The 13,240-nt window shown below is 64.2% G+C and carries 13 protein-coding genes and 1 tRNA gene; 7 read left to right on the forward strand and 7 right to left on the reverse strand.

The genetic code is table 11. The annotated features are described in order from the left end of the window. Positions 1–35 precede the first annotated feature (35 nt). Positions 36–1,709 carry a thermosome subunit alpha gene (gene thsA, locus BLR34_RS06350; RefSeq protein ID WP_092700810.1) on the reverse strand — a complete coding sequence of 558 codons (1,674 nt, stop codon included), beginning with the start codon at positions 1,707–1,709 and terminating at the stop codon, positions 36–38. 224 nt (positions 1,710–1,933) lie between these two features. Here thsA and BLR34_RS06355 point away from each other — a divergent pair, with 224 nt between their 5' ends. Continuing rightward, positions 1,934–3,646 carry a sensor histidine kinase gene (locus tag BLR34_RS06355; protein WP_092700813.1) on the forward strand — a complete coding sequence of 571 codons (1,713 nt, stop codon included), beginning with the start codon at positions 1,934–1,936 and terminating at the stop codon, positions 3,644–3,646. 72 nt (positions 3,647–3,718) lie between these two features. Here BLR34_RS06355 and pheA read toward each other — a convergent pair whose 3' ends face one another. Continuing rightward, on the reverse strand, positions 3,719–4,528 hold the full coding sequence (gene pheA / locus BLR34_RS06360) for a prephenate dehydratase (protein ID WP_092700816.1): 810 nt from the start codon (positions 4,526–4,528) through the stop codon (positions 3,719–3,721). A gap of 76 nt (positions 4,529–4,604) precedes the next feature. On the opposite strand from pheA, the gene arsN2 reads away from it, so the two are divergent. Next, entirely contained in the window at positions 4,605–5,084 is a 480-nt protein-coding gene (arsN2, locus tag BLR34_RS06365) for an arsenic resistance N-acetyltransferase ArsN2 (RefSeq protein WP_092700819.1), read from the forward strand. Beyond that, complete coding sequence (locus BLR34_RS06370; protein WP_092700823.1) at positions 5,077–6,249, forward strand: trans-sulfuration enzyme family protein; 1,173 nt, start codon at positions 5,077–5,079, stop codon at positions 6,247–6,249. Before arsN2 ends, BLR34_RS06370 begins: the two co-directional genes overlap by 8 nt. 108 nt (positions 6,250–6,357) lie before the next feature. On the opposite strand, the gene BLR34_RS06375 is transcribed toward BLR34_RS06370, so the two are convergent. After that, a tRNA-Asn gene (locus tag BLR34_RS06375) sits at positions 6,358–6,430 on the reverse strand. 90 nt (positions 6,431–6,520) lie between these two features. Here BLR34_RS06375 and cca point away from each other — a divergent pair. After that, positions 6,521–7,891 carry a CCA tRNA nucleotidyltransferase gene (cca, locus tag BLR34_RS06380; protein ID WP_092700826.1) on the forward strand — a complete coding sequence of 457 codons (1,371 nt, stop codon included), beginning with the start codon at positions 6,521–6,523 and terminating at the stop codon, positions 7,889–7,891. A 4-nt stretch (positions 7,892–7,895) separates the two neighbouring features. On the opposite strand, the gene BLR34_RS06385 is transcribed toward cca, so the two are convergent. Together BLR34_RS06385 and BLR34_RS06390 are read right to left on the reverse strand one after the other, a co-directional pair. After that, positions 7,896–8,624 carry a hypothetical protein gene (locus BLR34_RS06385; protein WP_092700829.1) on the reverse strand — a complete coding sequence of 243 codons (729 nt, stop codon included), beginning with the start codon at positions 8,622–8,624 and terminating at the stop codon, positions 7,896–7,898. Positions 8,625–8,673: 49 nt separating this feature from the next. Next, entirely contained in the window at positions 8,674–9,102 is a 429-nt protein-coding gene (locus BLR34_RS06390; RefSeq protein WP_092700832.1) for a DoxX family protein, read from the reverse strand. Between the two features lie 206 nt (positions 9,103–9,308). Here BLR34_RS06390 and BLR34_RS06395 point away from each other — a divergent pair, with 206 nt between their 5' ends. Further along, complete coding sequence (locus BLR34_RS06395; RefSeq protein ID WP_092700835.1) at positions 9,309–10,400, forward strand: 60S ribosomal export protein NMD3; 1,092 nt, start codon at positions 9,309–9,311, stop codon at positions 10,398–10,400. A gap of 94 nt (positions 10,401–10,494) precedes the next feature. Here the strand turns inward: BLR34_RS06395 and BLR34_RS06400 are convergent, their stop codons facing one another. Further along, entirely contained in the window at positions 10,495–10,902 is a 408-nt protein-coding gene (locus BLR34_RS06400; RefSeq protein WP_092700838.1) for a hypothetical protein, read from the reverse strand. Positions 10,903–11,021: 119 nt separating this feature from the next. Between BLR34_RS06400 and BLR34_RS06405 the strand changes: the two genes are divergently transcribed. After that, a complete protein-coding gene (locus tag BLR34_RS06405) occupies positions 11,022–12,377 on the forward strand; it encodes a DEAD/DEAH box helicase family protein (RefSeq protein WP_394327682.1) in 1,356 nt (451 codons plus the stop codon). 23 nt (positions 12,378–12,400) lie between these two features. On the opposite strand, the gene BLR34_RS06410 is transcribed toward BLR34_RS06405, so the two are convergent. Next, a complete protein-coding gene (locus BLR34_RS06410) occupies positions 12,401–12,664 on the reverse strand; it encodes an MTH865 family protein (RefSeq protein WP_092700842.1) in 264 nt (87 codons plus the stop codon). Positions 12,665–12,745: 81 nt separating this feature from the next. Between BLR34_RS06410 and BLR34_RS06415 the strand changes: the two genes are divergently transcribed. Continuing rightward, positions 12,746–13,162 (forward strand): RDD family protein, encoded by a 417-nt coding sequence (locus tag BLR34_RS06415; RefSeq protein ID WP_176765257.1) that lies wholly within the window; start codon positions 12,746–12,748, stop codon positions 13,160–13,162. Positions 13,163–13,240: the final 78 nt, after the last annotated feature.

Consider the following 13,240-nt stretch of genomic DNA (forward strand, 5'->3'; position numbering starts at 1 on the left):
TCAGCCGACAGCGAGGTAAAGATGTGTGGCCGAGCTTACATCGCGCCGCCCATGCCACCCATGCCGCCCATACCGCCCATGCCGCCGCCCATGCCACCGGCACCGGGCCCGCCAGCGGGCTCGTCGTCGTCATCGTCGCCCTGGCCACCCTTGAGGTCGCCGGCAGCGATGACATCGTCGATGCGCAGCAGCATCACGGCGGCTTCGGTTGCGGACTCGATTGCCTGAGTCTTGACGCGCAGGGGCTCGACGGCAACGTCGCTCATGTCGTCGACGGAGCCGCTGTCGGCGTCGAGACCGTAGTTGGTGTTGCCGCTGTCGTGCTCGCTGCGGAGCTCGACGAGCGAGTCGATGGGGTCCAGCCCAGCGTTCTCGGCGAGCGTGCGGGGGATGACGTCGATGGCGTCGGCGAAGGCCTCGATAGCGAGCTGCTCGCGGCCACCGACACTGTCGGCGAAGTCACGCAGCTGGAGCGAGAGTTCGGTCTCGGGCGCGCCGGCGCCGGGGACGACCTTGCCGTCCTCGAGCGTCGCGGCGACGACACCCAGCGAGTCCTCGATGGCGCGTTCGACCTCGTCGACGACGTGGTCGGTACCGCCCTGCAGGATGAGCGAGACAGCGCGGGCGTCGTCGACATCTTCGACGAAAATCTTCTCGTCGCCGGCGAGCTCTTTCTCGGTGACAGAGCCGGCGAAGCCGAGGTCGTCCTCGGTGATGTCCTCGATGTTCGAGATGATGCGGGCACCCGTGGAGCGGGCGAGCGCGCTGATGTCGGATTTCTTGGCGCGGCGCACGGCGAGGATGCCTTCCTCGGCGAGGTAGTGCTGTGCCATGTCGTCGATGCCCTTCTGGCAGAAGACGACGTCAGCGCCGGAGTCGACGATGCTGTCGACGAGCTGGCGAAGCTGCTCTTCTTCCTGGTCGAGGAACTCCTGAAGCTGGTCGGGGTCGGAGACGTTGACCTCGGTGTCGAGTTCCGTTTCGGGGACTTCGATAGCCGTATCGATGAGGGCGATGTCGGCGTCCTGCTTGAACTTGGGCATGTTCTCGTGGACGCGGTCTTTGCCCACGATGACGCCCTCGACGAGGCTGGACTCGTCGATGGAGGAGCCGACGACCGTCTCAATCTGGACGTTGTCGGTGTCGATGCCCTCGTCGTCGGCGACCGACTGGACGGCGCGGACGACGAGTTCGCCGAGGTGGTCTTTGGCGCTTTCGGCGCCTTTGCCGGTCATGGCGGTGCGGGCGACGCTTTCGAGAACGTCGGTGTCGTCTTCGTCGACCTCGATTGCGATGTCCTCGACGATGTTTTTCGCTTCCTCGGCAGCCTGGCGGTAACCCTGTGCGAGGATGGTGGCGTGAATGTCCTGGTCGAGGAGGTTCTCGGCCTCGGAGAGGAGTTCACCGGCGATGACGACAGCCGTCGTCGTCCCGTCACCGACTTCGTCTTCCTGTGTCTGGGCGACTTCGACGACCATGTTTGCCGCCGGGTGCTCGATGTCCATCTCGTCGAGGATGGTGACGCCGTCGTTCGTGACGACGACACTCCCCGAGGAGCCGACGAGCATCTTGTCCATGCCTTTCGGACCGAGTGTGGTCCGTACGGATTCGGCGACGGCGGTTCCCGCCGTGATGTTCATCGACTGTGCGTCCTTACCTGACGTTCGCTGGCTCTCTTCCGAGAGAACGATGAGGGGCTGGTTGCCCATCTGCTGAGACATAATCACTCGAAGATTGAATGTGATTCTATATAAAGGTTGTTGTTGCGAGTGTCGAGCGACTCTGTGTCCGGGGATAACACATGGTATTATATGGCATACGTCGACGGTTTAAATATGCTAGAATCGGCCGCACAGACTGCTGTCAGAAGGTGGTGTCGCTGTGAAAACTCGGCCGTGGCATGTAAATAGGAGGTGCGGTAATACTGTTTTTCATGGGGTGGACAGTGTCGGTCGTCTCGGCAGTCGTGTTGACCGCGGGGGTACTCTGTGCCGGCATCGGCATAGTGGCACTCCAAAAGCGGCCGGACCCGGTGGCGACTCCGCTTGCGGCACTGATGTTTTTCGGAACGCTGTGGACGATACCAGAAGCCATCAGTCTCGGCTTCGACACGCTCGACCAGATACTGTTCTGGAATAAGCTCTTGTTCCCGGGTGCGTCGCTGGTCCCGGTCGCGTACTTCGTGTTAGGACTGCGGTACGCAGGCTACGACCGGTGGCGGTCGTGGACGTTCTACGGCGGGCTCTGTGTCATCCCAGTAGTGACCGTTCTGGGCGCGTTGACAAACGACGTACACGGCCTGTTCTGGGAGTCTGTCGCCATCGAGCAGGTGGCTGGCGTCACTACGCTTGCTGGGGCGAATGGGCCGCTGCTGTGGCTCAATCTGGGTTACTCCTATCTGCTCATCGTCGTCGCCTGGGCGATATTCGCGGGGGTTGCCCTCAGGTCTCGGCCGCTGTACAGGAGACAGGCGCTGTTGATGCTAGTCGGCGGTGTAGCTCCGACAGTGCTCAACGTCATGTTTAACCTCGGGGTGGGGCCACTGCCAGCGCTCGATTTGACCTCGTCGTCGCTGGCGCTTTCGGGGACTGCCTTCGCGCTCGCGTTGTTCCGATACGAACTAATCGGACTCACGCCGGCAGCGTATCGGAGTGTCCCGGACCTGTTCGCCGACGGTGTGCTCGTCTTCGACGACGACCGGCGTGTCGTCGAGGCAAACGAACACGCCGAGCGCATTCTCGACACCGATATTACAGCCGGTACGGCAGCCACAGACCTGTTCGATTCGCCGCTGCGTAGCCTCGATGGGACGGTGTTGACCGTCGACAAACCGAACCCGCGCATGTACACTGTCCGGTACTCCGTGCTGTGTGACCAGCGCGACGACCCGGCCGGACACGCGGTCGTGATGCGCGAAGTGACAGAACTGAAAGAACACCAGCAACGGCTGAGTGTCACCAACCGCGTCCTGCGGCACAACCTCAGAAACGAACTCAACATCGTCCTCGGTGTCGCCGACCAGCTCGAAGGGGCTGACCTCGACGAGCGTGCCCGCAAGTCACTCGACCGCCTCCAGGCGGCTGCGGGCCGTCTGAACGACGTGAGCGAGAAAGCACGACACATCCAGGCGTCGCTACGCATCGACCAGGAGGCCCTGCTCGCTATCGACCTCGTCGTGACTGTCGAGACGGTCATCGACCGGTATCGCACGGAGTTCCCCGAGGCCGAGATTCGCTACGAGGGACCTGACCGGTTGCTCGTCCGCGCGGCCGGGCGCGACACGCTCGAAACGGTCGTACGGAACGTCATCGAGAACGCACTGGAGCACAACGACAACGAGCAACCGACGGTCGAGGTTGCCGTCTCCGACCGAGGTGACGAAGCCGTCCTGACGGTGGCCGACGACGGTCCCGGAATCCCGGTCGACGAAGTCGAGATTCTCGACGAAACCGTCGAATCACAGCTCGAACACGGCAGCAGTCTCGGTCTGTGGCTCACACACTGGCTCGTCACTGCGATGGACGGACGCATCGAGTTCGCGTCGAACGAGCCACGCGGGTCGGTCGTGACTGTGCGCCTCCAGACGGCCGACGAAACTGTGAGTGCAAACCGACCGCGACGGCGGGCCGGAGCAGACGACGACTGAGCGGAGTCGCTGTACAGTACGCCCGCCGACTGTCGCTCGCTTACAAGAAAGGGAGGCTGAGCCGTGCCGAAGTCAGACGACGGTCTCGGTGTCGTACGACCCCAGGCGTCGGACCCAGCCGGCGTCTGCGAGGTCTTCGACGACAGCGAGCGCTTCGACGGTCCGGTTCTCGTAGAGCCCGGCCGCAACGTCGATGTGGAAGACGTAATCGCCCAGTCGTTCGCCGCTGGGCCGTGATTCGACCCGCGTGAGATTGATGTCGCGCTCGGCAAACGGGTCGAGCAACTCCAGCAACAGCCCGGGGTAGTCGCGGTTGGGGTAGACGATGAGCGAGGTCTTACTGCCGGCCCGGGACTGCTCGGCACTGGGCGCGACGACCAGAAACCGCGTCGCGTTCGAGTCGCGGGTCTGGATATCCTCGGCGAGTGTCTGGAGTGTCCCACCAGCGTTGTCGGGGTGGCCGATAGCCGCGAGTGTACCGTCTTCGCGCGCCCGTTCGACGCCGCGGGCGGTGCTGGCGACGGCTTCGAGGTCGGCCTCGGGGTAATTCGCCTCCAGATAGGACCGACACTGTGCGAGCGCTTGGGCGTGGCTGGCCACCAGTTCGAACGCCTCGTGCTGTGCGAGTAGCGCGTGGCGTATCGGTGTCACAATCTCTTGAACGACCGCCACGTCGTACTCGGCGAAGGCGTCGAGTGACTCTGTCACTGTCCCCTCGATGCTGTTCTCGACGGGGACGACCCCGCGGGCACTTCTCCCCTGCGCGACTGCCTCGACGATACCGGTCACAGACTCGGTGAACTCGATGTCTCCGTCGTCGGCGACGGCACGCGCCGCCCGGTGAGAGTACGTTCCCGACGGCCCAAGCGTGAGTGTCTCCATATCGCCGTGTTCCGGTGGCGATGACAAAAGGTTCGTGGTGGACACGGTTATACCGGCGGCGCTCCGGAACATCTGTATGGTAGATGCTACTAGCTTACAGCCTGTAGACCGGACAGACAGTCGGTACGCCGAGTCGGTGCTGTCTGAGAGCGGCCTCCCGACAGCAGACCTGTCGGACCCACAGCTGTACGTCTATACTGTCGACGGCGACCCAGTAGGTGTCGGCGGCATCGAGCGGTACGGAACCGTCGGCCTCCTGCGCTCGGTCGCCATCGAGGAGGCCGCCCGCGGTCAGGGGTACGGCACTGCGCTCACCGGCGCGCTTCTCGACCGTGGGCGCGCTGAAGGCATCACGGAGCTGTTCTTGCTCACGACGACGGCCGCCGACTTCTTCGCACGGCTCGGGTTCGAGCGAACCGACCGCGCGGCCGCCCCGGAACAGATTCGAGAGACGACCCAGTTTTCCGAGGTCTGTCCAGACACCGCCACCTGTATGCGACGGGAACTCGACACAGGAGACGACAGCGGCCGACAACGGAGTCCTACCGATGTCTGATGACACACCACGACAGTTCGACACGCAGGCGGTCTCGGCCGATGAAAAGCCCCATCAACAGACGACCGGCGATGTCGTCACACCGATTCACCTGGCCTCGACGTTCACTCAACAGCGGGTGAGTGACTACCCGGAGTTTACCTACGCCCGAGACGGGAACCCGACGCGTGCGGCGCTCGAATCCCAGCTTGCCTCGCTCTCGGGAGGTACACAGGCGCTCGCGCTCTCGTCGGGAATGGGTGCTATCGGGACGACCGCGATGACGCTCCTCGAACCCGGCGACCACGTCGTCGCGTTCCGGTATCTCTACGGCGGCACCCGCAAGCTCTTCGACGACATCTATCAGGAGTCGTTCGGGGTCGACGTCGAGTACGTCGACGCGACCTCGACCGCGGCCGTCGCCGACGCCGTCACCGACGAGACTGCCCTCGTCTGGGTCGAGAGTCCGACCAACCCATTGATGCGACTCTGTAACATCGGGGCAATCGCCGATATCGCCGAAGATGTTAATGCCACCCTCTGTGTCGACAACACGTTCGCCAGCCCGTACTTCCAGCGCCCGCTCGACCGCGGCGCAGATGTTGTCGTCCACAGCACGACCAAGTACATCAACGGCCACTCCGACTCGCTGGGCGGAGCTATCGTCACCCGGGACGCCGAGTTCGCCGAGCGCGCCGAGTTCGTCCAGAAGTACGGCACCGGCTCCGTGCTCTCGCCGTTTGACGCCTACATGGTTCTCCGTGGACTGAAGACCCTGCCAGCTCGGATGGAGCGACACCAGCGAAACGCTCTCGCCGTCGCAGAGTTCCTCGACGCCCACGCGGCGGTCGAGGCTGTCCACTACCCCGGTCTCCCGACTCACCCCCAGCACGACCTCGCACGCGAACAGATGAGCGGCTTCGGCGGCATGCTCTCGTTCGAACTGGAGGGCGGCCACGAGGCGGCGGCGACGGCACTCGGTCACCTCGAGGAGATACAACTCGCCGTCAGCCTCGGCGGTGTCGAGTCCCTCATCGCACACGTCCCGTCGATGACCCACGCCTACCTCAGCGAGGACAAGCGCCGAGAGATGGACATCTCCGAGGGACTCGTCCGGATGTCAGTTGGTATCGAGAGTACCGAAGACATCATCCACGACCTCGAACGCGGCTTCGACCAGCTCTAGTGCGGGCGAGGTGCCAGAGAGTTCGTTTTACTCACCGTCTTCGCGCACAGCAGACAGTGCAATCGCCGGCAGAAATATGACAGCACGTGAGCGTTCGGCGAGAAGTCACGCCGCCGCCAGGACTCGAACCTGGGACAACCACGTTAACAGCGTGGTGCTCTACCATCTGAGCTACGGCGGCCCACTTCCCGGTACAGCCATGAGTAAAATAGGCGTTTCGCTTCGGCCCCGCATCGACACGCTTTCACGTACTTGTCAGCAACGCCCCTGTATGAGCGACGAGGACAGCGCGTTCGATGCGGTTGTCGCAGACGTTGCCGAGCGGGTCGACCCCGACGGAGCCGAGCGTCAGGCGATGGAGGAGGCGGTTCAGCGGCTCAGAGAACGCACCGCAGCGGCGCTCTCGGAACTCCCCGTCGACGCCGAGGTCATGCAGGTAGGTTCGACCGCGCGGGACACCTGGCTCGCCGGCGAGCGCGATATCGACCTCTTCGTCTGCTTTCCAACTGCTATCGACAGCGACGAACTGGAACGGTACGGTCTCGATGTCGGCCACAGCGTCCTCCCCGACGGTCGCGAGGAGTTCGCCGAACACCCCTACGTCGTCGGCGAGGTCGACGGCTTCGACGTCGACCTCGTCCCGTGTTACGCCGTCGATTCGGCGAGTGACATTCGGTCCTCGGTCGACCGGACGCCATTCCACACCCGGTATCTCCGCGAGCGAATGACCCCCGCCCTCGCCAGCGACGTGCGCGTCTGCAAACAGTTCATGCGCGGCATCGGTGTCTACGGCAGCGACCTGAAAACGAAGGGATTCTCGGGGTACCTGACCGAGCTGTTAGTCCTCGAACACGGCGGCTTTCGCGGACTCGTCGAGGCCGCCGCCGACTGGAGTCCGCCCGTCCGGTTCGACCCAGCAGACCACGGGACCGCCTCGTTTGCCGACCCGGTGGTCGTCATCGACCCGACCGACCCCGAGCGCAACGTCGCGGCCGTCCTCTCGCGCGAGAACGTCGCCCGGTTCCAGCATTTCGCCCGAGAGTTACTTGACGAGCCCCGCGACGGGCTCTTCCGCCGGGAGGAGGTCGAGCCGCTCTCGGCATCTGCGGTGCGGGAGAGGTTTACGACCCGCGGCACAACACCACTGGCGCTCCGTCTCGACCGCCCAGACATCGTCGAAGACCAGCTGTGGCCACAGCTCGAACGTTCCAAGGAAGGTATCGGCGACGAACTCGTCCGCCGCGGGTTCGATATCTTCCGGACCGACGCCTTCGCTGACGATGAGACGGTCGTCTTGCTGTTCGAGCTTGCCGTCGCCGAGCGGCCGGCAATCGAGCGCCACACCGGGCCGCCTGTCCACGTTCAGGCCCACGCAGGACGGTTCTACGACGGCTACGCCGAAAGCGACGCATACGGCCCGTTCATCGAGGACGACCGGTACGTCGTCGAGCGCGAGCGAGCGTTTACCAGCGCAGCGTCGTTTCTCGACAGTGACGCGCTGTACGACGTAGCACTCGGCGCACACATCGAGTCAGCTATCGAAGACAGCTACGAGGTACTCGACAGCGACGACGTACCAGCTCTGGCCGACCGGTTCGGCCGGGAGCTAGCCCGGTATCTCTCTCCGTCAGCTCGCGGGTGAGTGCTCACAGGGGTTCTGTCGACTGACGGACGACGAGATACGCGGAGACAGCCATCACGTTCACCGCTGGAATCACCGAGAGCGCGGCCCAGAGCAGCGGCCTGCCCTGCCAGTCGGTCGTCGTCCGGAGGTTCCAGGCGTCGAAGTAGAGAGAGACCGGCAAGACGAGAAACGTCGCGACCAGCCAGACGGCGACAAACGCCCGCGAGAACAGAGCTCCGCCGGCCTGAAATAGGCCACCCAGGAAGATGAGCAGACTCGGGAGCAATCCGACGATGATGCCAGCGTACGCGCGGCCGTCGCCTCGTCGCTCCTCGCTGGGAACGACCGGCACGGCGTAGTCGTTCTCGACTGTCAAGAGGAGTTGGTTGTCTTCCAGGTCGGCAGCCTGGTCGAGCGAGCGCAGGTCCAGGAGTCGCCCCAGGCGGCTGTCGGTGTCGGACCGGGCGAAGTACGTCGTCGCCTCGCCCGCGGTCTGCTCGATATCGATGGTGAGCGCCAGCGCGTCCGCCGTTTGGCTCTCGGAGGGGAACTCAGCCGGTACCGCAGAGCCAGAAACGGAGGCGACATCGACGACCTCGCCGCGGAGTTTGCTCCCCTCGGGCAGCATGTCAAGTGCCTCCTCGATATCCGGCGGGGAGTCCGCCTCGGACTCGGCCTGTGGCTCCTCCGTGAGGTCCGGTCCAGGGCCAGCGTCGTCCTCGTGGGCCGTCTCGGTGTCGTCATCGTGCACAGCCTGGATTCGACAGGAGCGTAACTAAACGTGTCGCTTGGAACAGCCTTCACTCATCGGGAGCGGTGGCGGCTCGTTTCTCGGCGGACAGCCGTCCGACCAGGTCTCCCAGCGTGGGGTCCCAAGAGGAGTAGGGGCCAGTGCCAGCGACAGCGATACCCACAGCCGACACGAAGACAAGGACACTGAACGGGTTCGGTCCAGCCGCGACGATGGCGATTACCATCCCGACCGCGAGGCCACCCGCGCCGAGGCGACCGGCGATACCGAAGGTAATCGAGACGATGGCGACGAGTTCGACAATCCCCGTGAACGGAACGGCCAGTTCCGGGAACGGAAGGCCGTACCCCTCGAACGCGTCCACCCGGGCCGGGTACTCGGTGAACTTCCGGACGGCCGGATACGCGGTGAGGACCACCGCAACAACCCGGAACACCACCGGAAGCCATCGGCTCAGCCCAGTCGGTTCGTTACGCATCGGTGGCCCTCCGGATATCGGTCGCCAGCGCTGTCGTGGTCGAGACGAACGTCGGTATTCTCATGACAATTATACGTCAGACGGCAACTATCCTATAGATTTCACCAATATGTTGGCGTCGGTTGGAATCCACGGCTGAGACAGGTGTGTGCCACATGGAGCGCGAAACGCGGCACTTACAAGCGGCAGCGGCCTACCGCGTATCAATGAGCGGTTCTGGCGAGTTCTGCCCGCGGTGTGGCAACATTATCGAGCGCGAAGACACACTCTCCCGAGAGGGGGTCGACAGCGCGCTCTGTGACGCCTGCTACATCGACGAGTACGACCTCGTCGACGCCCCCGACCGCGTCCAGGTTCGGGTCTGTTCACAGTGTGGGGCCGTCCACCGGGGGAACCGGTGGGTGGATGTCGGAGCAGAGGATTACACCGATATCGCTATCGACGCCGTGACAGAGGCGCTGTCAGTCCACGTCGACGCGACGAGCATCTCCTGGCAAGTCGCCCCCGAGCAGGTCGACGAGACGACCATCCGGATGCACTGCCAGTTCTCGGGCGTGCTCCGAGAGACGCCGGTCGCCGAGGAGGTTGTGGTTCCGGTGAAACTCAGCCGGGAGACCTGTGAGCGCTGTGGCCGTATCGCAGGCGGCTCGTACGCCAGCGTCGTTCAGGTCCGCTCGACAGAGCGGGACCCGAGCGAAGAGGAGACCGACCGCGCCGCCGAGATTGCACACGAACTGGTGGCCGAACTCGAGGACAAAGGCGACCGGGAAGCGTTCGTCACCGAGGTTTCGGACGTAGCTGGCGGGCTCGATATCAAGCTGTCGACTAACCGCCTCGGCGAACAGGTCGCTCGACGCATCGTCCGGGATTTTGGCGGGTCCTACAGCGATTACGAGACGCTGGTCACCGAAGACGCCGACGGCAACGAAGTCTACCGGGTCACCTACGCGGTCCATCTCCCGCCGTACCGGCCGGGCGAGGTCATCTCGCCCGGCGACGAAGACCCGGTACTCGTCGAGAGCGTCCGGGGAAACCTCAAGGGGACGCGCCTGACCACGGGCGAGGACTACGAGGCCAACTACGAGGACGGCGACGCCCCCGACGCCGACCGACTCGGAACGGCCGACGACGGCGAGGAGACGACGCTGGTCGCGGTCACCGACGAACACGCCGTGCAGGTGCTCCATCCACGTACCTACGAGACCGAAAGCGTCGCCCGGCCCGACTACCTCGACCCTGACGCCGAGACCGTCAGCGTCATTGACACGCGCGAGGGGTTGTTCGTGTTGCCAACGTAATCGAAACCGCAGACAGGCCCGGTAACAATCGCTTCGGAGTCACAACTGCCAGAAAGAGAAATCAAAACCCTGCTGTTCGGTCGACGCAGCGATGTCAGGAACTCCGCTCGCGCTGGAGTTCGCGGTCGATACTGTCGATGTCGCCGTCGTCGTCCATCTGGCGTTCGAGTTCGCGTTCGAGTTCTGCCTCAGAAATTTCGCCGTTGGCGTACCGCGTCTGTACGTCGTCGACTCCGCTGTCTGTCCTACTGTACTCGGTGTCGCGGGACAGCGACGTGGTCCGTGAGCCGCCGTAGTCGGCGGTCTCGTCGTCGCCGCTGACCAGCCCGTACAGCCGATATGCGCCGTACAGGAGACCGCCAACGACAGCGAGTGTCACGGCGGTCGTCGCGAGCCACCAGAGGAAGCCGATGGCGGCGAACACCGCCGAAACAACGATGTTGACCGCTGCCAGCGCCACCACAGCCAGCACCAGCCAGAGGATGATTTTTCCCGTGTCCATAACCCACATTAGAGCGGCACGCGCAAAAAACGTGCGCCACCATTTCCGGCACTGTCGTGTCTCGGGAGCGACTGCGCCGAGGGGTGTCGTTCTTGTGTGTCGCCGCCGTTGGTCCGCCCGTGGCGACGGTTAGACTCGCTTTCGAGGAGGGGTCGATTCGTATCGAGAGCGACGCCGATATCGAGGCGGCGCTCGGGTCAGTGCCCGACGTGCAACCGGACCCCCGGACGGAGAGCTACCGCGCACCGGCGTTCCGGTACGCCGCGGTGTGTGAGGCGCTGTCGACACGCGAGTTGGCTGTCGACGACAGGGTCCTCGACCTGCCGTCGCTGTCGCTGGCGTCGAGCTACCGGCTTCGTGACTATCAGCAAGAGGCACTCGATGACTGGCGCGCGGCCGGCGACCGCGGCGTTCTCGAACTGCCGACCGGGAGCGGAAAGACGGTCATCGGCCTCGGCGCAATCGAGGCCCTCGACACACCCACGCTGGTCGTTGTCCCGACAATCGACCTGTTGACACAGTGGGAAGACGAGCTTGCGGCCGAGTTCGACGCCCCGATTGGTCGCCTCGGCAGCGGCGAGCAGCGCGTCGAGAACGTGACCGTTGCCACCTACGACTCGGCGTATCTCCGGGCGGACGAACTCGGCGACCGCTTCGGGCTCGTCGTCTTCGACGAGGTCCATCACCTCGGCGGCGAAGGCTACCGGGATATCGCCCGCCTGCTCGCCGCCCCGGCCCGCCTCGGCCTGACGGCGACCTTCGAGCGCCCGGACGGCGCACACGAGGTGATAGCGGAACTGCTCGGCACGCTGGTCACCCGACGTTCTGTCGAGGAGTTGGCGGGAGACCATCTCGCAGACTACGACATCAAGCGCATCGAAGTCAGTCTGACACCCGACGAGCGCGAGGTTTACGAGCGCCACCAGTCCGTGTTCACCGACTACCTCGCCAGTTCGAACATCACGCTCCGGAGCCCCAGCGACTACCAGGAACTGGTCAAACGCTCCGGGACAGACCCCCGAGCGCGGGAGGCGCTCCTTGCGAAACAGCGCGCCCGCGAAGTGATGATGAACGCCGAGGGGAAAATCACCAGGCTCGCCGAGATTCTCGACCGCCACAGAGACGACCGCGTTCTCGTTTTTACCGCACACACCGAGTTGGTTTATCGCCTCTCCGAGCGGTTCCTGCTGCCCGCGATTACCCACGAGACAGGGGCGGCCGAGCGTCGCGAGATTCTGGACCGCTTTCGCGAAGGCGAGTACTCGCGTGTCGTCACGGCAAACGTCCTCGACGAGGGTGTCGACGTGCCCGACGCAAACGTCGCCGTCCTGCTGTCCGGTTCGGGGAGTGAGCGGGAGTTCACACAGCGACTCGGTCGGATTCTCCGGCCGACCGACGACGGCAGTCGCGCGCTGTTGTACGAACTCGTCACCGAGGAGACCGCAGAGGAACGGGTCGCGCAACGGCGGCGGTGACTGTCGGCCCGTCCCGAGTCAGGTCACTCGAACAGCCCTTCTTGGCGGAATCCGGTCATCAGGTCGTCGATAAGTGCCTCGGCCGTCTCGTAGGGGTAGTCCTGGTAGTCGGCGTACGCCGAGCCAAACTCCATGACACCGACGCTCACGTCGTCTGCGTCGAAGGTCGTACTCGGACCCTCCGGGAGGACAGAAGTCAGTTCCATCGGCTCCTCGACAGGGTACTCTGCCTGTTCGAACACTTCCTCTAGCTCCGCTCTGAGTTTCTCGGCAGTCGTCGCTGTCATATGTGTTTTTTTGCAGGAGAGAACAAAAGGGGCCGGGGTAGGCAGGCGAATGCCTAATTGAGTCGAGACCAATCCTCTGGTGTGGTCGAGCCAGCATCGCTTCGCAGTCGAACGCCCGCGTTTCTCTGTGACCAGGCTATCGTGTTGGTGCTCGGTGTCGTCCCGACAGTCGCCGCCGGTGTACCACTCGCCGACATCGTCGACCCTGGCACGACCCGCCGACAGGTGTTCGTCCTCTTGATGGGCATCGCGTTCGTCTACCACTTCGTCCTGGAATGGCAGACTGGGACGACCGTCGGAAAACGCCTGCTCGGGCTCGGTGTCCGCCGGGACGACGGAACCGCGATCGGTGTCGGCGAGTCGTTCGTCCGGAACGCGCTACGACTCATCGACGGCCTCGGTTACTGGGGGGTGGCGGTCGCTATCATCCTGGTCCGCGGCGACGGGAAACGACTCGGGGACGTGTTCGGCCGAACACTCGTCGTCTCGGTAGCGTAACCCCCGGCCACGCGAGGGAGGCTTCGGCGGTACTGTCTGAACGAGCGTGACGTTGATGTGGTCGGCCGCCGTTGACTC

It is taken from the genome of Halovenus aranensis (assembly GCF_900100385.1).
Classification (GTDB): Archaea; Halobacteriota; Halobacteria; order Halobacteriales; family Haloarculaceae; genus Halovenus; species Halovenus aranensis.